Here is a 20,180-nt window from a genome sequence, read left to right as displayed (position 1 = left end):
GTGCAATAGGCTGACGACCTGACCGTGCCGACGGTGACGTCGGCGATGCACGACCACGATCGAGGCGAGACCTGTGGGATCTGACGAAGCAACGACCTGGGGGCGGGTCGACGAGAACGGGACCGTGTACGTCCGGTACGAAGAGACCGAACGTGCTGTCGGTGAGTACCCGGACGCCACCCCCGAAGAAGCCCTCGCCTACTTCGCGCGGAAGTACGCCGACCTCGAGGGGCAGGTGAAGATCGCCGAGCAGCGCGTCCAGCGTGGTGCGTCGGCGAACGACGTCGCCCGGACGGTCGAGCACCTGACGACCCTGGTGGCCGAAGCCCGCGTGGTCGGTGACATCAAGTCACTCGAGACCCGAGTGGGCGCGCTCACCGAGCAGCTCGGCTCGCTCACCAAGGAGCAGGCGGAGCAGGCGCAGCAGGCCCTGAACGACGCCCTCGCGCACCGTGCGGCCCTGGTCGAAGAGGCTGAGGCACTCGCGGCGGTCGACCCGGCACGCGCGCAGTGGAAGCAGATCACGGCGCAGCTCGACGACGTGTTCGCCCGCTGGCAGCAGCACCAGCACGACGGCCCGCGCATCCCCAAGAACGAGGCCAACGAGCTCTGGAAGCGGTTCCGCGCAGCGCGGTCCACCGTCGACCAGCACCGTCGCGCGTTCTACTCCGAGCTCGACGCGCAGCACCGCGACGCCCGCACCCGCAAGCAGGAACTCGTGACCCAGGCCGAGGCACTCGCCTCGCGCGGGTCCGACGCGATCCCGGACTACCGCCAGCTGCTCGACGACTGGAAGAACGCCGGGCGCGCCGGCAAGCGCCACGACGATGCCCTCTGGGCACGGTTCAAGGCCGCCGGTGACGTGCTGTTCGAGCAGCGCCACGCCGAGAGCGCGGCAGAGGACGAGGAGTTCTCCGGCAATCTCGAGGCCAAGCAGGCGCTGCTCACCGAGGCCGAGCCGCTGCTCAAGGCGACCGACCGGGTGGCGGCGCGCAAGACCCTGACCGGCATCCAGCGCCGCTGGGACGAGGTCGGAAAGGTCCCCCGCGCAGACGTCCGTCGCATCGAGGACCGCCTGCGTGCGATCGAAGACCACGTGCGCGGGCTCGAGGACGCGCACTGGAAGGAGTCCAACCCGGAGCGCAAGGCCCGGCAGACCGGACTCGCCAGCCAGCTCGAGGACGCCATCGGCAAGCTCGAGTCCGAGCTCGCCGACGCGCAGGCCTCCGGCGACGCCCGCAAGATCAAGGACGCCCAGGAAGCGCTCGACGCCCGCAAGATCTGGCTCGACGCCCTCGGCAGCTAGTCACCGCACACGACGACGCCCCCGTGACCGATCGGTCGCGGGGGCGTCGTCGTGTGGTGCCGTGTGGGCACTGTCTGCTGGCGTCCGGTGTGCCGCCGCCGTTCAGACCGGCGTGGGCAGGCCCAGCAGCAACCGGATGTCGAGGTCGTCCTGCCGCATCTGCGTGGCGAGCTCGTCCATCGAGTCGAACTTCACCATGCCGCGGACGTACGAGACGAACAGCACCGAGATGCGGTCGCCGTACAGGTCGAGGTCGACGTCGAGCAGGTGCGCCTCGATCTGCTTGGCGGGCACGCCCTCGAACGTCGGGTTGTTGCCGACCGAGACGGCCGCCGGGTACACCGTGCCGTCGTGCAGCACGCGCGCGGCGTAGACGCCGTCGGCCGGTGCGAACCCCTCGAACGCCGGGTCGAGGTTCGCCGTCGGGTACCCCATGGCGCGCCCGCGCTGGTTGCCGTGCACGACGGTGCTGCGGACCGCGTGCTCACGCCCGAGCAGCCGGGCGGCCTCGGCCACCCGCCCGTCGCCGAGCAGCTCGCGGATCCAGGTCGACGAGACGCGCCGCTCGCCGTCGGGGCGGACGTCGTCCACCAGGTCGACGTCGTCGATGAGCTCGACCGTGAAGCCGTGCTCCTCCCCCAGGGTGCGGAGCAGGGCGACGTCGCCGGCACCCTTCGCCCCGAAGCGGAAGTCGCTGCCGACGAAGACGAGCCGGGCGTGCAGGGTGTCGACGAGGATCTCGGACACGAACGCCTCGGGCGACTTCGACTGCAGTTCCTCGTCGAAGCGGAGCAGCAGGGTGGCGTCGACCCCGGCGTCGTCGAGGAGCTCGCGCCGCTGCGCCGTGCTCGTGAGTGCCGGCGGGACGTGCTGCGGGTCGATGACGTTGAGGGGGTGCCGGTCGAACGTCACCACGGTGGCGACCAGGCCCTGCTCGTGGGCGGCACGCTCCAGGTGCGCGATCACCGCGCGGTGTCCGACGTGCACGCCGTCGAACTTGCCGATCGTGACGGCGCTCGGACCGAAGCCCTCGGCCACGTCGGCGATGTCGTCGTAGAACTGCACGGCTGCTCCTACTCGCCCACGGGGGCGGTGGTCGATGCGGGCACCGGTTCGACCGTCGCGGTGCGGTGGTGCTTGCGGAGCCACCAGAGTCCGGCGATCGGCAGCACCAGCGGCGCGAAGGCGTAGCCCATGCCGTAGTACGACCAGATCGTGTCGTCGGGGAAGAGCTGCCGGTCGAACAGCGAGAGCGTGCCGATGACGAGCACACCGGTCATCTCGAACACGATCGTGACGCACGCGACGCGGTACCAGAAGCGTCCGGGAACGATCAGGGCGATCATCGCCACGATGTACACGACGGCGGCGATGGCGCTCACCGTGTACGCGAACGGCGCGAAGGAGAACTTCTCGATGATCTGCACGACGCTCCGGCCCGTCGCCGCCAGGGCGAGGATGCCGTACACGGCGATGAGGACGCGGCCGATGCCGGTCGCGAGTGAGGATCTTGTCGCCATTGCACCGATTCTACCGACGTGCGCGGACCACCATGACGCTCGGCGTCAGTTCAGGGCGAACCAGATCTGGTACATCCGGTAGATCATGACCGCGACGGTGAAGGCGCCGGCGCCGAGGACGACGGTGCTCCACTTCGTGCGGTCCACGAGCGCCCAGACGATGGCCGCCGGCGGCACCAGGAGCACCGACACGGCGTAGACCCCGAACTCGAGGGCGTTGCCGTCCGGCGGGCTGCCCGTCGCGGGCAGCACGATCGAGATGACGCCCTGCACCAGGAGCAGGACCTCGATGAGCGCGAGGGACCCCACGGTGTAGTCGTTCGGCTTCCAGCCGATGAACCCGACCACGACGGCGAACAGCCCGGCCAGGACCGCGACGACGAGCTGGACCCACATGAACCACTCGATCACGCGTGCGCCCCGTTCTGCGACGCCGGAGCAGCCGGCGCCGGGAAGTTCGTGATGACCCGGAGCAGTCCGCGCCGGACCGAGACCAGTCCGACGAGGCGGTCGTCGTCGACGGCCACGGCAGCCACCGGCTCGTCCGAGTCGGGGTGGTCGGCTGCGACGCGCTTGCCGTCGGTCAGGTCCTTCGCCGCGGCCGAGTCGAGCGACACCGACGAGAACAACCGGCGTGCCACGTCGGCCGGACGGGCGAGCGCCGCGCGGACGTCGACGGCGTCGTCCTCGAGGTCGATCGCGTCGGCCACGTCGAACGGACCGACCTGGGTGCGGCGGAGCGCGCTGAGGTGCGCGCCGGTGCCGAGGGTGGCGCCGACGTCGCGTGCGAGAGCCCGGACGTACGTGCCGGACGAGCACGTCACGACGACGTCGAGGTCGACGACCGCCACCTCGGCACCGTCGACCGTGACGGTGCGGTCGTTCCTGCCGGTGACGTCGAACCGCGAGACGGTGACCGTGCGGGACTTCAGCTCGACGGTCTCGCCCTTGCGCGCCAGGTCGTAGGCGCGGCGCCCGTCGACCTTGATCGCGCTGACGGTGGACGGGACCTGGTCGATCGTGCCGCGCTGCAGGGCGACGGCACGTTCGACGGACTCGTCCGAGACGTCTGCTGCGGCGATGCCGGTCGCGGCGGTCGGAGTGCCGTCGGCGTCGTCGGAGTCCGTGGACACGCCGAGCCGGATGGTGGCGGTGTAGGTCTTGCCGAGGCCCACCAGGTGGGTGAGCAACCGGGTGGAGTGCCCGATCCCCAGGAGCAGCAGCCCGGTCGCCATCGGGTCGAGGGTCCCCGCGTGGCCGACCTTCTTCAGACCGAGGCGGCGGCGGGCGATCGACACGACGCGGTGGCTGGAGATCCCCTGCGGTTTGTCGACGAGGAGGATGCCGTCCGGCACGGTTTCGAGCACCAGAGGAGATTACCAGCGCCGGTCAGCAGGCGTCATTCCACTCGCGACGGGGGTGCTCGGGATCGGTGACGTCGAGGACGGCGGAGGCGGCGATCTTGACGTCCGCCCGACGTTCGAGCCGGCCGGCTTCCTGCTCGACCCACAGCGACCAGCGCCAGAGCCCGCGGACCCCCGGAGCCAGCAGTCCGGGCCCGTGCACGACCAGCACGCCGTCACCGGCGCCGGTGGTGCGGAACGGGGCGACCACCTCGTCGCGCAGCGTGTCGGCATCGGCGGACGGCGCCGTCGCGGCCATCGCGGACACCCCGTGCTGCTCGAAGCCGGCCACCAGCGTGGCGGCGACGTGTTCGAGATCGGTGCCGGCCTGCCCGTCGATGCCGATCACGGTCCGGTTCGTGCCGACCTGCGCGACCACCTCAGCAGCGATCGCGGCCATCGTGTCGGTCTCTTCGGGTGCCCAGCGTGCCATGCGTCCACCGTAGGCTGTCGTGGTGAACGCGAGCAGGGCCTCCCAGCCGGATGTGGAGAACGCGAGCGTCCCCGACATCGCGACCCCGTTGACCACCTGGTTCCGACAGGAGGCCCGCGACCTGCCGTGGCGTCGTCCCGGCTTCCCCGCGTGGGGCACCCTGGTCAGCGAGATCATGCTGCAGCAGACGCAGGTCGCGCGCGTGATCCCCCGACTGGAGGCGTGGCTCACCCGGTGGCCGACGCCTGCGGACCTCGCGGCGTCGCCCCCGGCGGACGCGGTGCGTGCGTGGGACCGGCTCGGCTACCCGAGACGCGCGCTCGCGCTGCACGCGGCGGCCACGGTGATCGCCACCGAGCACGACAACGTCGTCCCCCGGGACGTCGAGGCGCTGCTCGCGCTGCCGGGGATCGGCGACTACACGGCACGGGCCGTCGCCGTGTTCGCGTACGGCGACCGGCACCCCGTCGTCGACGTCAACGTGCGGCGGGTCCTGAAGCGCGCGCTCCTCGGCCAGGGCGAGCCCGGGCCGGCGAAGGCCAAGGACGACCTGCCCCTGATGGAATCCGTGCTGCCGGCCGACCGCGACGACGCCGCTGCGACGAACGCGGCGGTGATGGAACTCGGAGCGCTCGTTTGCGTCGCCCGCTCCCCCGCGTGCGACGCGTGCCCGATCGCGGACCGCTGCGCCTGGCGTGCGGCCGGGTACCCCGAACACGACGGGCCACGCGCCCCGAAGCAGGCGAAGTTCGCCGGCAGCGACCGGCAGGTGCGCGGGCTGATCATGGCCGAGCTGCGCGCGAGCGACGTGCCGGTCGCCCGGTCGGAGATCGAACCGGTCTGGCCGGACGCCGAGCAGCGGGACCGAGCGCTCGCGTCGCTGCTGCGCGACGGACTGGCGGTCGGCGACGACGCCACCGGGTACCGGCTGCCGGACGCCTGACGTCTCCGCCGGGCACGACGCACGAGCGCCCCGCCGCACACGGTGCAGCGGGGCGCTCGGACGCTCGTCGGGCTACGCCCGCGCCACGTCCTGCTCGTCGTCGGACTCGTCGTCCTCGTCCTCGTCGTGCTTGTACGGGTCGGCGTCGCCGGCGAACGTCGCACCGACCGACGCAGCTCGCACCTGCTCGTCACGCACCTGGGCCTGCACGAGCAGGTCCTCCATGTGCGCCGAGGTCTCCGGCAGTGCGTCGGCGATGAACTCGAGCGACGGGGTGAGCCGCGCCGTGATGTTCTTGCCGACCTCGGAGCGGAGCATGCCGGTCGCGGCCTTGAGTGCCGCGGCGGAGTCGGCGCGCTCCTCGTCGGTGCCGTACACGGTGTAGAAGACCGATGCGTGCTGCAGGTCTCCGGTCACGCGGACGTCGGTGATCGTCACGAACCCGAGACGCGGGTCGCGCAGACCCTTGTCGAGACGGCGTGCGACGACTTCCTTGATGCGGTCCGCCATCTTGCGTGCGCGCTGCGGATCGGCCATGGGTGCCTCCTGAGGCAGTGGCGGGACGTTTCCCGCCGGTGGTTCTGCGTGGAAAGGGGTCGGGCCCCGACCTCCCGCGAAGGGAGGCCGGGGCCCAGGGTAGTCACACGATCAGTCGCGCGGCTTCTCGACGAGCTCGGTGGTCTCGATCTCGTCACCGATCTGGAGATCGTTGAACTTGCCGAGACCGATACCGGCCTCGAAGTCCGTGCGGACCTCGGTGACGTCGTCCTTGAAGCGACGGAGCGACTCGATCGCCAGTCCGTCGGCCAGGACCACACCGTCACGGATGACGCGCGCCTTGGCGTTGCGCGTGATCGTGCCGGAGCGGACGATGACACCCGCGATGTTGCCGAACTTCGAGGAGCTGAAGACCTCGCGGATCTCGGCGACACCGGACTGGACCTCTTCGTACTCGGGCTTGAGCATGCCCTTGAGGGACTGCTCGATGTCGTCGAGTGCGTTGTAGATGACCGAGTAGAAGCGCACGTCGATGCCTTCGCGCGCCGCACGCTCGCGGGCCTTGACGTCCGGACGGACGTTGAAGCCGACCACGATGGCGTTGTCGATCGTGGCGAGGTCGATGTCCGACTCCGTGATCGCACCGACACCGCGGTGGAGGATGCGGAGCTGGACACTGTCGTCGACCTCGATGTCCAGGAGCGACTGCTCGAGTGCCTCGACGGCACCGGAGACGTCACCCTTGATGATGAGGTTGAGCGAGTCGACCTTGCCCTCTTCGAGTGCACGGGTGAAGTCCTCGAGCGAGATGCGCTTGCGGGCCTTGGCCAGCTGGGCGTTGCGCTCGGCGGCTTCACGCTTCTCGGCGATCTGACGTGCCGTTCGGTCCTCTTCGGTGACGAGGAACGTGTCACCGGCGCGGGGCACCGAGGACAGACCCTGCACCTGGACCGGGCGGCTCGGCGTGGCGGCCTTGACCGCGACACCGTTCTCGTCGGTCATCGCACGGACGCGGCCGTAGGCCGTGCCCGCCACGATGGCGTCGCCGACGTGCAGCGTTCCGGACTGGATGAGGACGGTCGCCACCGCACCACGGCCCTTGTCGAGCCGTGCTTCGATCGCGACGCCGCGGGCGTCCTTGTCGGGGTTCGCACGCAGGTCGAGCCCGGCGTCAGCGGTGAGCAGCACGGCGTCCAGGAGGTCCTGGATGCCGATGTTCTGCCGAGCCGAGACGTCGACGAACATGACGTCTCCGCCGTACTCCTCCGCCACCAGGTTGTACTCGGTGAGCTGCTGGCGGACCTTGGCCGGGTTCGCGCCTTCCTTGTCGATCTTGTTCACCGCGACCACGATCGGCACGTTGGCCGACTGCGCGTGGTTCAGCGCCTCGATCGTCTGGGGCATGATGCCGTCGTCCGCCGCGACCACGAGGATCGCGATGTCGGTGACCTGCGCACCACGAGCACGCATGGCCGTGAAGGCCTCGTGACCCGGGGTGTCGATGAACGTGATCGGACGCTCGATGCCCTCGTGCTCGGTGACGATCTGGTACGCACCGATGTGCTGGGTGATGCCACCGGCTTCGCCCTCGACGACCTTCGAGTTCCGGATCGCGTCGAGCAGTCGCGTCTTACCGTGGTCGACGTGACCCATGACGGTCACGACGGGGGGACGGACCTGCAGGACGGAGTCGTCCTCGTCGGCGTACTCGGCATCGATGTCGATGTCGAAGCCCTCGAGGAGCTCCTTGTCCTCGTCCTCGGGCGAGACGATCTGGATCTTGTAGCCCAGCTCGTCACCGAGGACCTCGAAAGTGGCCTCATCCAGCGACTCGGTCGCGGTCGCCATCTCACCGAGGTGGAACAGCACCGTGACCAGGTTGCCGGGCATGGCGTCGATCTTGTCCGCGAAGTCCGAGATGCTCGCACCGCGACGGAGTCGGACGACCGTGTTGCCGTCGCCACGAGGGACCTGCACACCGCCGAGCGACGGGGCCTGACGCATCTCGTACTCGGCGCGCTTCGTCCGCTTCGACTTGCGGGCACGGCTCTTGCCGCCACCGCGACCGAACGCACCGGCGGTACCACCACCGGGGCCACGACCACGGCCACCGCCACCGGCGGGACGCGGGCCGCTGAAGGCCGGACGCGGGAAGCCGCCACCGGCACCGCCGCCGGCACCCGGACGGGCGCCACCGGGGCCGCCACGACCGCCACCCTGGCCCGGGCGCTGCCCGAAGCCGTTGGGACGGTTCGCCTGACCGGGTCCACCCGGACGCGGTGCACCCGGACGCGGGACGCCGGGACGCGGGGGCTGCGGACGCGGGATGCCCGCTCCACCGGCACCAGCGGCGGGGCGCTGGCCCATGCCCTGGTTCGAGGCGAAGGGGTTGTTGCCGGGGCGCGGCGGGCGCGAGCCCATGCCCTGGTTCGACGCGTAGGGGTTGTTGCCCGGACGTGCGCCGGGCTTCGGGCCACCGGGCTTGGGACCGGCAGCGGCGGGCTTGGCACTCGAGCCAGGCTTCACCGCGTCGGTCTTCGGCTCGTCACCGGTCGAGTCGGCCGGCTGCGTGGCAGCCTGCTGCTCGGCGGCGGCCTTCTCGGCACGGGCCTTCTGTGCGGCCTCGGCCTCGGCCTGTCGCTGGGCGACGGACTTCGGTGCGGCCGGGGTCGGGACGTCCTCGGCAGCAGGTGCTGCCTGGACCTCGGGCTCCGGTGCGGGTGCCGGACGGACCGGGCCGGGGCGCGGGCCACCGGGCTTCGGCGCGCCGGACGCGGGCGTGCTGCTCTTGGCCGGCGTGCTCGGCGCGGGGGCCGAGGCTGCGGGCTTGGATGCCGGGACACCGTCCGCCTGCAGGGCGGCACGGAGCTTCCGGGCAACGGGGGGCTCGATGCTCGAGCTGGCACCCCGGACGAACTCGCCGAGCTCCTTGAGCTTCTCGAGTGCGGTCTTGCTGTCGACGCCGAGTTCGCTTGCGATCTCGTGTACGCGTGGTTTAGCCACTGTTCTCCTTCACGGGTCCCACCCCGTAAAGGGCAGGACTCAATGGATGACGGGTCTCATTTCGAGCCGCTCATCAGTTGTCCATAAGCCGTTCAGCCTGTTCTGTCATGTCCGGGCGCTCGGTCGACGCTCGTAAGAGGCCGACGATGTGGTCGAGCACCGCGGACGTGTCGGGATCGCGATCCAACCGGAGCGCACGGCGGAAAGCCCTGCGCTTGACGGCCAGATCGTAGGCATCGACGGTCGGTGTGAGCCATGCTCCCCGGCCCGGCATGACTGCCTTCGGATCCGCCACGACGCGACCATCGCTCAGGGCGACGACTCGGAGGAGTGAGGATCGGGAAGCGCGACGACGACTGCCGATGCACGTTCTGACGGGAACCACTCTACTCCTTGCCTCGGACGTCCGCGATCCGGCGCGCCCTTCTGGGCACGCCGGCGGCGAAATCGCCTAGTCGTCGCCGTCCAGGATGGAGTCCGGCTGGATGTCGATCCGGGCCCCGGTGAGCTTGGCAGCCAGGCGCGCGTTCTGCCCTTCCTTGCCGATCGCGAGCGACAGCTGGTAGTCCGGCACGAGTGCGCGGACGGCCTTGGTCGACGCGTCGAGCACGAAGGCGCTGGTCACCTTGGCCGGCGACAGGGCACTCGCCACGAACGCCGACAGGTCCGGGGACCAGTCCACGATGTCGACCTTCTCGGCACCGAGCTCGTTGGTGACCGCACGCACGCGCGCGCCCAGCTCGCCGATGCAGGCACCCTTCGCGTTGACGCCGGGCTCGTTCGCCTTGACCGCGATCTTCGTGCGGTGGCCGGCTTCGCGCGCGAGCGACGTGATCTCGACGACGCCCGAGGCGATCTCCGGCACCTCGAGGGCGAAGAGCTTCCGGACCAGGCCCGGGTGGGTGCGCGACACCGTGATCTGCGGGCCCTTGTTGCCGCGGGCGACGCTCGTCACGTACACGCGGATGCGCGAACCGTGCGCGTAGGACTCGCCCGGCACCTGCTCTTCGGGCGGCAGGATCGCCTCGACCGTGCCGAGGTCGACCATCACCATGCGCGGATTCGGGCCCTGCTGGACCACACCGGCGACGATGTCGCCTTCCTTGCCGCGGAACTCGCCGAGGATCTTGTCGTCACCGATGTCGCGGAGGCGCTGGTTGATGACCTGCTTCGCCGCGAAGGCCGCGATGCGGCCGAAGTCGCTCGGCTGGTCGACGGCTTCACCGATGACGGTGCCCTCGTCGTCGAGCTCGGGGACGTAGACACTGACCTCGCCGGACTTGCGGTCGAGCTCGACACGCGACTGCGCGTGGGCCGGCTCGCCGTTCTCTTCGGCGTGCTTCTGGTAGGCGGTCAGGATGGCAGATTCGATGATCTGGACCAGTTCGTCGAACGGGATCTCCCGCTCGCGCTCCATGAGTCGCAGGACTGCGAGATCGATCTTCACCGAGGTGCCTCCGTATTCAGATGAGTCGCTCCTGCGGATGGAACCGTCGCAGAAGTCGGCCACAAGCGTACCGCACTGCGGCTCGCGGACCCGAGCCGAGACGGACGGGAGGCCCGGTGCCAGCTGGCACCGGGCCTCCCGTCCGTCTCCTGGTGGCGTCTAGATCGCGCGGACCGCGTCGAGCAGCTCGGCGACCGGCACGTCGCGGCGTTCGCCGCTGGCACGGTTCCACAGCTCGACGACGCCGTCGGCGGCGCCGCGGCCGGCGACGACCACGATCGGCATGCCGAGCAGCTCGGCGTCGCGGAGCTTGACGCCGGGCGACACCTTCGGACGGTCGTCGTAGAGCACGTCGAACCGCTCGCCTTCGAGCTCGGCGACGATCGACGTCGCCAGCTCGTAGGCGACCTGGTCACGGCCGGTGGCGACGATGTGCACGTCGAACGGTGCGACGTTCTTCGGCCAGGCCAGACCCTTGTCGTCGTTGTGCGCCTCGGCCAGGATCGCCAGGATGCGCGTCACGCCGATGCCGTACGAGCCCATCGTGACGGTCGCGAGCTTGCCGTTCTCGTCCTGCACCTTGAGGCCCAGGGCCTCGGCGTACTTGCGGCCGAGCTGGAAGACGTGCCCGATCTCCATGCCGCGGGCGGTCTCGAGCGGACCCGAGCCGTCGGGCGACGGGTCCCCCGCGCGGACGTCCGAGACCTCGGCGACACCGTCGGCCACGAAGTCACGGCCGGCGACCAGGCCGGAGATGTGCACGCCGCGCTCGTTGGCGCCGGTGACCCAGGCGGTGCCGTCGACCACGCGCGGGTCGACGAAGTACCGGATGCCCGTGGCGCTCTCTGCGCCGAGGACCTGCGGGCCGATGTAGCCCTTGACCAGGCCCTTGTGCTTCTTGAAGTCGTCGTCGCCTGCGGCTTCGACCTCGGCCGGGGCGAACGCCACCTCGGCGCGCTTCAGGTCGACGTCGCGGTCACCGGGGAGCCCGACGACCACGACCTCGCGCGTGCCGTCCAGGTGCGTGAGGGCGAGGACGACGTTCTTCAGCGTGTCCGCGGCGGTCCACGGCGCGCCGTCGCGCGGGGCGACCTCGTTCGCGTGGGCGACGAGCGTGTCGATCGTCGGGGTGTCCGACGACGGCAGGAGCACCGCGTCGGGCTGCCCCTCGATCGGCAGCGACGCGGGCACGGGCGTGACGTAGGCCTCGACGTTCGCCGCGTAGCCGTTGGCGCTGCGGACGAAGGTGTCCTCGCCCACGGCGATCGGGTGCAGGAACTCCTCCGACTTGGAGCCGCCCATCGCGCCGGCGTCCGCCTTGACGATGACGTACTCGAGGCCGAGGCGGGCGAAGATCTTCTCGTACGCGTCGCGCATGACCTGGTAGCTGCGCTCGAGGCCCTCGTCGGTGAGGTCGAACGAGTACGCGTCCTTCATGGTGAACTCGCGACCGCGCAGCAGACCCGCGCGCGGGCGTGCTTCGTCGCGGTACTTGTCCTGGATCTGGAACAGCGTGACGGGGAGGTCCTTGTACGACGAGTACAGGTCCTTCACCAGCAGCGCGAACATCTCTTCGTGCGTGGGGGCGAGCAAGTAGTCGGACCCCTTGCGGTCCTGCAGGCGGAACATGCCGTCGCCGTACTCGGTCCAGCGGTTCGTCGCCTCGTACGGCTCGCGCGGCAGCAGCGCCGGCAGGAGCACTTCCTGCGCACCGGCAGCGACCATCTCGTCGCGGATGATCCCCTCGATCTTGGCGCGCACCCGGAGACCGAGCGGCAGCCAGGCGAAGATCCCCGGGGACTGGCGACGGACGTACCCGGCGCGGACGAGCAGCTTGTGGCTCGTCACCTCGGCGTCGGAGGGGTCGTCGCGGAGCGTACGGAGGAACAGATGCGAAAGCCGTGTGACCACGGGGCCAGCCTAGCGGCGTGCGCCGACGGCGCGGGCGCTCGCACCGTGCGAGGTCCGGGGCGAACGGTGCGAGGTCCCGGGCGAACGGTGCGAGGTCCCGGGCGAACGGTGCGAGGTTGCGGGCGAACGGTGCGAGGTCCCGGGCGAACGGTGCGAGGTCCCGGGCGAACGGTGCGAGGTTGCGTACTCGGTGCCGGGCGGGGAGACTCGCACCGAGTACGGAACCTCGCACGGGAGCGCAGCGCGCCGAGCCCCGCCTCGCACGGTGCGAGGGGGAGCGCGCGCTACGGGGTGGTGATGACCTCGGGGCTGCCGAGCGCGGCCTCCGGCCCCATCTCGTCAGCGATGCGGTTCGCCTCGGCGATGAGGGTCTGCACGATCTCGTGCTCCGGCACCGTCTTGACGACCTTGCCCTTCACGAAGATCTGGCCCTTGCCGTTGCCAGACGCCACGCCGAGGTCGGCCTCGCGCGCTTCGCCCGGGCCGTTCACGACGCAGCCCATGACGGCGACGCGCAGGGGGACGGACATGCCCTCGAGCCCCTTGGTGACGTCGTTCGCCAGCTGGTAGACGTCGACCTGGGCCCGGCCGCAGCTCGGGCACGAGACGATCTCGAGCTTGCGTTCGCGCAGGTTGAGCGACTGCAGGATCTGCAGGCCGACCTTCACCTCTTGCGCGGGCGGCGCGGACAGGGACACGCGGATGGTGTCGCCGATGCCCTCGGCCAGCAGGATGCCGAACGCGGTGGCGCTCTTGATGGTGCCCTGGAACTCGGGGCCGGCCTCGGTCACACCGAGGTGCAGCGGCCAGTCACCGGCGGCGGCGAGCTGGCGGTAGGCCTTCACCATGACGATCGGGTCGTTGTGCTTGACCGAGATCTTGAAGTCGTGGAAGTCGTGCTCCTCGAACAGGCTGGCTTCCCACACGGCGGACTCGACGAGCGCCTCGGGTGTGGCCTTGCCGTACTTCTGCAGCAGGCTCGGCTCGAGCGACCCGGCGTTGACGCCGATGCGGAGCGACACGCCTGCGGCCTTCGCCGCGGCGGCGATCGCACCGACCTGGTCGTCGAACTTGCGGATGTTGCCCGGGTTCACGCGGACCGCGGCACAACCGGCGTCGATCGCCTGGAACACGTACTTCGGCTGGAAGTGGATGTCGGCGATGACCGGGATCTGCGACTTCTTCGCGATGATCGGCAGCGCGTCGGCGTCTTCCTGGGTCGGCACCGCGACCCGGACGATGTCGCAGCCCGAGGCCGTGAGCTCGGCGATCTGCTGCAGCGTCGCGTTGATGTTCGTCGTCGGGGTCGTGGTCATCGACTGGACGGACACCGGAGCGTCGCCGCCCACGAGCACCTTGCCGACCCGGATCTGGCGCGACTTGCGTCGGGGGGCGAGGGTTTCGGGCGACTTGGGCATACCGAGGTTCACAGCGGGCACGTGAGCACTCTACGCGCTCGCTCCGAGCGTCCCGGCCCGGTCACACCGGACGCTCAGAGCCGGGCGGCGCTGTCCACCACGGTGATGAGCGGCGCGTACAGCCGCATCGCGCCGAGCGCCCGCTCGTGGTCCGCGTCGCTCGCCCCGGCGCAGGCGTCCGCGACGACCGTCACGGTCGCTCCGGCGTCCGCCGCCGCCAGGGCGGTCGACAGCACGCAGCAGTCGGTCGACACCCCCGTGAGCACCAGGTGCGGGTGGTCACCGACGACTGCCTGGAGGCCCGTCCCCCACTTGCCGAACGTCGGCTCGGTCACGACGGGGTCGTTCCGGTCCCCTGCCGCACTCGCGAAGGGCTCGGTCAGCGCGTACAGCGGGTCGGCGTCCGGCACGAGGGCGAAGGGCCACTCGCGGTAGTACGGCACCCAGGCGCCCTGCGGGCGCTGGGGCGCGACGAACCGGGTGAACACCGTGCGTCCGGTGAACCGGGGCAGCAGGCGTTCGATACCGACCCCGGCGTGGTCGTACCGCGGCGCCGCCCACGGAGACTCCCCCGTGAAGACCTGCTGCATGTCGATGACGACGAGCCAGGCGTCGTCGGGGACGCCCGTGGTCCCTGACGTGCTCACTGCTTCGCTCCCCGTTGCGCTCACCGCTGTGCTTCCTGGCGCCGGACGGAGCCCCGGGCGAACAGCAGGGTGCCGAGGAACCCGACGACGAGCGCGACCAGCACACCGAGGTTCGCGTAGGCCCAGGCGCCGTCGCGTCCGCCGAGGCCGAACGGCCCGAGCAGGTAGCCCTGCCACGACAGCCACGCCGGTGACGCCAGCGTCACCAGACCCCACCCGAGCGCCGTGCCGACCGCGACCAGGGCGATCGCGCCCCACCGGACGTCGCCGTAGCGGCCGCGACGGTCGTCGAGCTCGCCTTCGGCGTAGGCAGTGCGCCGGAGCAGGACGTCCGCGACGAAGATGCCGGCCCAGGCGGCGATCGGGACGCCGAGGGTGATGAGGAACGCCTGGAACGGGCCGACGAAGTCCGTCGCGAAGAAGGCGATGTAGATCGCACCCGCCACCATGAACACGCCGTCCACCCCGGCGGCGACCGGCCGCGGGATCTTCACGCCGACGCTCAGCAGCGCGAGGCCCGACGAGTAGATGTCGAGCACCGCGCCGCCGACGAGCCCGAGGATCGCGACGAGGGCGAACGGGATGAGGAACCACACCGGCAGGATCGTGGTGAGCGCGCCGATCGGGTCGGCACCGATCGCCGCGCTCAGGTCCGGCGAGGACCCGGCGAGCAGGACACCGAAGACCACGAGGATCGCCGGCGCGAGCGCCCCGCCGAAGGTCGTCCACCCGACGACTCCCCCGGTCGACGCCGAGCGCGGCAGGTACCGCGAGTAGTCGGCAGCGGCGTTCACCCAGCCGAGGCCGAAGCCGGTCATCACGAGCACGAGCGCACCGATGAACTGCTGGGCACTGCCCGTCGGCATCGCGGCGATCGCGGCGAAGTCGATGGACGGCACCGCGAGCACGACGTAGACGACCGTGAGCACCCCCGTGATGACCGTGATCCAGGTCTGCAGGCGCATGATCACGTCGAAGCCCGCGACGCCGGCCCCGACCACGAGCGCGGCGACCACGACGAGCGCGACGACCTTCGTCAGCACCCCGCCGTCCCAGCCGAGCTCGGTGAACACCGTCGAGGTCGCGAGGACGGCCAGTGCGGCGAGGGCGGTCTCCCACCCGACGGTGAGGATCCAGCTGAGGAACGAGGGCACCCGGTTGCCGCGGACCCCGAAGGCCGCGCGGCTCAGCACCATCGTCGGCGCCGACCCGCGTTTGCCGGCGATCGCGACGACGCCGCACAGCAGGAACGAGAACACCACCCCGACAACCGAGACGACGGTCGCCTGCCAGAACGAGATGCCGAACCCGACCACGAACGACCCGTAGGCGATGCCGAGGACGGAGATGTTCGCCGCGAACCACGGCCAGAACAGTCCGCGCGGGGTGCCCTTGCGGTCGGACTCGGCGATGACGTCGAGGCCCTGCCGTTCGACGGTGCGGACCTCGGGCGCGGCGGTGGTGAGCCCGGAGTTCGTGGGCGCTGTGCTCATCCGCTGAGCGTAGCGCCGCAACGACTACCCGAACAGGTTCACGGGCCGCACGATGTCGGCGTAGATCAGCAGCGCGCTCATCCCCGCCAGCAGCACCACGACGACCATCGTGAGCGGCATCGTCTTCGCCAGGTCGATGGGGCCCGGGTCCGCCTTGCCGACGAGTTTGAAGGACCGTCGCTTGATCGACTCCCACAGGGCGCCGGCGATGTGCCCGCCGTCGAGCGGCAGCAGCGGCACCATGTTCAGCACGAACAGGCCGATGTTCAGCGAGGCCAGCAGCCCGAGGATCGTGTACGCCTTGTCGACCACCGGCACGCCGCTCATCGACGAGACCTCGCCGATCGCGCGGCCGACGCCGACGACCGACACGGGGCTGTCCTGCGACCGCTCCTGCGCGCCGAACGCCGCGTTCCAGACGGCGACCAGGCGCTGCGGCAGGTCGATGATGAGGTGCGCCGACGCGGCGATCTGCGCACCCGTCGCGGGCAGGACCTCGGCCGGCGACTGCCGCACGAGCGACTGCCCGATGCTGACGCCGACGACACCGACCCGCTGGGTCTTCGTCGTGCCGTCGTCGTTCGTGACGACCTTGCCCTCGGCGTCGTAGACGTCGCGGGTGGCGGTCGTCGGGGTGATCTCGAGCGTCTTCCGGGCACCGTCACGCTCGACGACGACCGTCACCTGCTCGCCGGCCGACTTCTGGAACACCTCGGAGACGCGCGCGATGGTCGGGTCCTGCTCACCGTTCACCGAGAGCACGACGTCGCCCGACGCGATGCCGGCCTGCTTCGCCGGCGACTCCGCATCGCCCGAGGTGCACTCGGTCGTCTGGCTTGTCGGCAGGACACAGTCGACGCTCGAGGTGAACGTCGTGGTCGGCGACCCGAAGCCACACAACAGCACGCCGAACAGGACGATCCCGATCACCAGGTTCATCGCGGGGCCAGCGACCATCACGATGATGCGCTTCCACGGGGTCAGCCGGTAGAACGCGCGGGAGTCGTCGCCGCCGGAGTCCGCGATCTGCTCCGCGCTGGCCTGGCGGGCGTCCTGCACGAACGCGCCGTACATGCCGGTGTTCGTGATCGCACTCGGGCGGCCGGAGGCACGCGGCTTGAGCATGCCGACCATCGAGATGTAGCCGCCGAGCAGGATCGGGCGGATGCCGTACTCGGTCTCACCCCGCTTGAACGACCACATGGCCTTGCCGAAGCCCAGCGAGTACTGCGTCACCTTGACGTTGAACAGCTTCGCGAAGGACAGGTGCCCCAGCTCGTGGAGTCCGATCGAGACCAGCAGGCCGATGATGAAGACGACCACGCCGAGGACGAAGAGCAGGACGGTTTCGACGGTCACCGGGAAAGGGTACGGGACGCTTGCCATGACGGAGCCGAGCGCCGTCTTAGAGGTGATCTGAGCCTCTCCCCACCGGCACGGCCGTCCCGCCGCTGGCGCGTCGCGCCGGAACCGGCGGTGTGGGCCCAGTCCGTCACGTGGTGACCATGCGACCGACGGGAGGCGCGGATCGCGTCAGCGGGTCAGCGCGCGGTCCGCCGCGGCGCGGGCCCAGAGCTCCGCAGCGAGCACGCCGTCGAGTGACGGCTCACCCGCGGTGTGCTCCTCGACGACGCGCTCGACCGTGTCGACGATGTCGAGGAACCCTATGGCGCCCGCGTGGAACGCGGCCACGGCCTGCTCGTTCGCCGCGTTGAAGACGGCCGGGAAGGTCCCGCCGAGCTCACCGACACGCTTCGCTAGGGCGACGGCGCCGAACGCGTCAGCGTCGAGCGGCTCGAAGGTCCAGGTGCTCGCCGTGGTCCAGTCGAGCGGCACACCGACCCCGGGCACGCGGCCCGGCCACGCCAGGCCGAGCGCGATCGGCAGACGCATGTCCGGCGGCGAGGCCTGCGCGATGGTGGAGCCGTCGACGAACTCGACCATCGAGTGCACGATCGACTGCGCGTGCACCGTGACCTCGATGCGGTCGTACGGCACGCCGAAGAGCAGGTGGGCCTCGATGACCTCGAGCCCCTTGTTGACGAGCGTGGCGGAGTTCGTCGTGACGACGACGCCCATGTCCCACGTGGGGTGCGCCAGCGCCTGCGCCGGGGTGACGTCGCGGAGCTGCTCGCGGGTGCGGCCGCGGAACGGACCGCCGCTCGCCGTGAGGACGAGCCGCTGCACCTCGGTGTCGGCACCGGAGCGGAGCGCCTGCGCGATCGCCGAGTGCTCACTGTCCACGGGGACGATCTGGCCCGGCGCTGCAGCCTGCTGCACCAGGGAACCGCCCACGATCAGGCTCTCCTTGTTGGCGAGCGCCAGGGTCGCACCGGTCTCGAGCACCGCGAGCGTCGGCCCGAGGCCGACCGACCCCGTGATGCCGTTCAGGACGACGTCGGCCTCGACGCTGCGGACGAGCCGCTCGGAGGCCTGCGCCCCGAACGCCGTGTCGCGCACGCCAAACCGGGCGGCCTGCTCGGCGACCAGGGTGCGGTTGCTGCCGGCGGTCAGTCCGACGACCTCGAACCGGTCGGGGTTGCGGGCGACGACGTCGAGCGCCTGCGTGCCGATCGAGCCGGTGCTGCCGAGGACGACGATGCGGCGCCGGGCCACGGTCAGCCCTTCGCGAGGATGTCGACCACGAAGACGAGCGTGGCGTTCTTCGGGATGCCCGAACCCTCCTGCGGGTTCGCGCCGTAGGCGTCCTCCGGCGTGGCGACGATCAGCACCTGGGAGCCGACCTTCTGGCCGACGAGCCCCGTGACGAAGCCCTTGATGAGTGCGCTCTCGGAGACCGTGAAGGTCGTCGGGGCGCCCTTCGACCACGAGGAGTCGAACTCCTTGCCGGTGCTGTAGACGACGCCCTCGTACTGCACGAGGGCGGTGTCGCCGTCGGCGATGGACGCGCCGTCGCCCTGCTTGAGGACCTCGACGGTCGTCTTGGTCGGGGCCTTCACACCGTCGGGGATCGTGATCTCCGGCTCGCCGGACGCCTTGTCCTTGACCGTCGGCAGGCCGGGGTCCTGGTCCTGCGGGGTGCCGCTCGCCTTGGTGGGGGTCTGCGCGACGACGTCCGCGACCACGACGATCTCGCCGCCGGTGTTGAAGCCGAGTGCCGCGGACTGACCGACCGCTGCCAACCGGTCGCCGACCTTCGAGCAGGCGAGGAGGGCACCGAAGCCCGAGCCGCCGACGGACAGGACCTGCGGGTTGCCCTCGTCGAAACCGACCGTGCCGAGCTTCTTGGCGTCCTTCGCCTCGTAGACCGTGTACGACACCTGGGCGTAGTCGCCCTCGTCCAACGACGCGCCCTTGCCCGAGACGAGCTTCGTGGCCTGCGGGGTCTTGGCCGACAGGCCCGCCGCGAACTTGACGGTCGGGGCCTTCGCGCCCCCGAACGAGCCGGTCGCCCGGATCGAGTCAGAGGCCTTGCCGGGGTCCGGGCAGGACGTGATCGCCGAGGCGGTCGCACTGGCGGTCGGGGTCGGCGAGGCCGTGGACCCGTCCGAACCGGAGCCGGAGCATGCGGCGAGTCCCAGCACGACGGCGGGGACGAGGGCGATCGGGAGCAGGCGCAGACGCTTCACGGGACCCTAGTCTGCCCCACCTGCTGAAGAGTCCCCTGCCAATGTCGCAGCACGGACGACGGTCTGGGCCTCGTGGTGCACCGGGAACGACACCGACCGGGCGATGAAGCAGAGCTGGTTCGCCGTGGCGTGCGCGGCTTCGGCATCGGCCACCCGGTCTGCCTCGAGGATCGTCACGACCGGGTGCAGCGTCGCACCGGTGAGCTCGCCCGAGCCGTCGCGGTTCAGGTTCAGCGACGCAGTGGCCGTGTCGCGGTAGTCGACGACGGTGAAGCCCTGGGTCACCGCGACGTGCAGGTAGCTGAGCATGTGGCACTGGGCCAACGCGGCGACGACGAGTTCCTCCGGGTTCCAGCGGTCGCGGTCACCGCGGAACGTGGGGTCGGCCGAGCCGACCACGTCGGGCTTGCCGACCGCCGAGACGACGTGGTCGCGCCCGTAGTCGCGGTAGCCGGACGTGCCGGTGCCGCGGTCTCCCGTCCAGCTGACGGAGACCTCGTAGGTGTGGTCCTGCACGGGTGCTGCCCCTTCGTCGGCGTCACTGGCGGTCGTCCGCCCTGGCTAGCAT

19 protein-coding genes are annotated in these 20,180 nt (G+C 70.6%); 2 read left to right on the top strand and 17 right to left on the bottom strand.

The features are described from left to right. The first annotated feature begins 73 nt into the window (after positions 1 to 73). Positions 74 to 1,306 carry a DUF349 domain-containing protein gene (locus EDF47_RS12050; protein WP_173168634.1) on the top strand — a complete coding sequence of 411 codons (1,233 nt, stop codon included), beginning with the start codon at positions 74 to 76 and terminating at the stop codon, positions 1,304 to 1,306. Between the two features lie 102 nt (positions 1,307 to 1,408). Here the strand turns inward: EDF47_RS12050 and EDF47_RS12045 are convergent, their stop codons facing one another. The 5 genes from EDF47_RS12045 to EDF47_RS12025 are packed head-to-tail and all read right to left on the bottom strand — an operon-like array spanning position 1,409 to position 4,662. Further along, a complete protein-coding gene (locus EDF47_RS12045) occupies positions 1,409 to 2,371 on the bottom strand; it encodes a bifunctional riboflavin kinase/FAD synthetase (protein ID WP_133937023.1) in 963 nt (320 codons plus the stop codon). An 8-nt stretch (positions 2,372 to 2,379) separates the two neighbouring features. After that, positions 2,380 to 2,826, bottom strand: a complete 447-nt coding sequence (locus EDF47_RS12040) for a hypothetical protein (RefSeq protein WP_123339724.1) — start codon at positions 2,824 to 2,826, stop codon at positions 2,380 to 2,382. A gap of 45 nt (positions 2,827 to 2,871) precedes the next feature. Next, a complete protein-coding gene (locus EDF47_RS12035) occupies positions 2,872 to 3,237 on the bottom strand; it encodes a hypothetical protein (protein WP_111083896.1) in 366 nt (121 codons plus the stop codon). Next, on the bottom strand, positions 3,234 to 4,193 hold the full coding sequence (gene truB / locus EDF47_RS12030) for a tRNA pseudouridine(55) synthase TruB (RefSeq protein WP_133937025.1): 960 nt from the start codon (positions 4,191 to 4,193) through the stop codon (positions 3,234 to 3,236). Before truB ends, EDF47_RS12035 begins: the two co-directional genes overlap by 4 nt. Before the next feature lie 22 nt (positions 4,194 to 4,215). Next, entirely contained in the window at positions 4,216 to 4,662 is a 447-nt protein-coding gene (locus tag EDF47_RS12025; RefSeq protein WP_133937027.1) for a hypothetical protein, read from the bottom strand. An 88-nt stretch (positions 4,663 to 4,750) separates the two neighbouring features. On the opposite strand from EDF47_RS12025, the gene EDF47_RS12020 reads away from it, so the two are divergent. After that, the gene (locus tag EDF47_RS12020) at positions 4,751 to 5,605 is read left to right on the top strand and encodes an A/G-specific adenine glycosylase (protein WP_208320953.1); all 855 of its coding nucleotides are present in this window, start codon (positions 4,751 to 4,753) and stop codon (positions 5,603 to 5,605) included. A 72-nt stretch (positions 5,606 to 5,677) separates the two neighbouring features. On the opposite strand, the gene rbfA is transcribed toward EDF47_RS12020, so the two are convergent. From rbfA to EDF47_RS11955, 12 genes are all read right to left on the bottom strand, one after another. Then, positions 5,678 to 6,142, bottom strand: coding sequence for a 30S ribosome-binding factor RbfA (gene rbfA / locus EDF47_RS12015; RefSeq protein WP_123294301.1), 465 nt, complete (start codon positions 6,140 to 6,142; stop codon positions 5,678 to 5,680). A 111-nt stretch (positions 6,143 to 6,253) separates the two neighbouring features. Further along, the gene (gene infB / locus EDF47_RS12010; RefSeq protein ID WP_123294300.1) at positions 6,254 to 9,106 is read right to left on the bottom strand and encodes a translation initiation factor IF-2; all 2,853 of its coding nucleotides are present in this window, start codon (positions 9,104 to 9,106) and stop codon (positions 6,254 to 6,256) included. 73 nt (positions 9,107 to 9,179) lie between these two features. Then, positions 9,180 to 9,491 (bottom strand): YlxR family protein, encoded by a 312-nt coding sequence (locus tag EDF47_RS12005; RefSeq protein WP_133937029.1) that lies wholly within the window; start codon positions 9,489 to 9,491, stop codon positions 9,180 to 9,182. A gap of 66 nt (positions 9,492 to 9,557) precedes the next feature. Beyond that, complete coding sequence (nusA, locus tag EDF47_RS12000) at positions 9,558 to 10,553, bottom strand: transcription termination factor NusA (RefSeq protein WP_111083890.1); 996 nt, start codon at positions 10,551 to 10,553, stop codon at positions 9,558 to 9,560. A gap of 159 nt (positions 10,554 to 10,712) precedes the next feature. Beyond that, entirely contained in the window at positions 10,713 to 12,464 is a 1,752-nt protein-coding gene (locus tag EDF47_RS11995; protein ID WP_133937031.1) for a proline--tRNA ligase, read from the bottom strand. Positions 12,465 to 12,748: 284 nt separating this feature from the next. Next, positions 12,749 to 13,882: a flavodoxin-dependent (E)-4-hydroxy-3-methylbut-2-enyl-diphosphate synthase gene (gene ispG, locus EDF47_RS11985; protein WP_111083888.1), complete on the bottom strand. Its 1,134-nt coding sequence runs from the start codon at positions 13,880 to 13,882 to the stop codon at positions 12,749 to 12,751. A 74-nt stretch (positions 13,883 to 13,956) separates the two neighbouring features. Continuing rightward, on the bottom strand, positions 13,957 to 14,529 hold the full coding sequence (locus EDF47_RS11980; protein WP_133937035.1) for a cysteine hydrolase: 573 nt from the start codon (positions 14,527 to 14,529) through the stop codon (positions 13,957 to 13,959). 20 nt (positions 14,530 to 14,549) lie between these two features. Continuing rightward, positions 14,550 to 16,022, bottom strand: coding sequence for a cytosine permease (locus EDF47_RS11975; protein WP_133937037.1), 1,473 nt, complete (start codon positions 16,020 to 16,022; stop codon positions 14,550 to 14,552). Between the two features lie 24 nt (positions 16,023 to 16,046). Further along, a complete protein-coding gene (locus EDF47_RS11970) occupies positions 16,047 to 17,381 on the bottom strand; it encodes a site-2 protease family protein (protein WP_208320945.1) in 1,335 nt (444 codons plus the stop codon). Positions 17,382 to 17,555: 174 nt separating this feature from the next. Continuing rightward, a complete protein-coding gene (gene dxr, locus EDF47_RS11965) occupies positions 17,556 to 18,638 on the bottom strand; it encodes a 1-deoxy-D-xylulose-5-phosphate reductoisomerase (protein WP_132100290.1) in 1,083 nt (360 codons plus the stop codon). A 2-nt stretch (positions 18,639 to 18,640) separates the two neighbouring features. Continuing rightward, positions 18,641 to 19,612: an FKBP-type peptidyl-prolyl cis-trans isomerase gene (locus EDF47_RS11960; RefSeq protein ID WP_132100289.1), complete on the bottom strand. Its 972-nt coding sequence runs from the start codon at positions 19,610 to 19,612 to the stop codon at positions 18,641 to 18,643. Positions 19,613 to 19,618: 6 nt separating this feature from the next. Next, the gene (locus tag EDF47_RS11955; RefSeq protein WP_132100288.1) at positions 19,619 to 20,128 is read right to left on the bottom strand and encodes an OsmC family protein; all 510 of its coding nucleotides are present in this window, start codon (positions 20,126 to 20,128) and stop codon (positions 19,619 to 19,621) included. Positions 20,129 to 20,180 lie beyond the last annotated feature (52 nt).

It is taken from the genome of Curtobacterium sp. PhB190 (assembly GCF_004365385.1).
Lineage (GTDB): Bacteria > Actinomycetota > Actinomycetes > Actinomycetales > Microbacteriaceae > Curtobacterium.
Note: the sequence above shows the minus strand (reverse complement) of the source record. Positions and strands in the feature narration are given on the sequence as shown.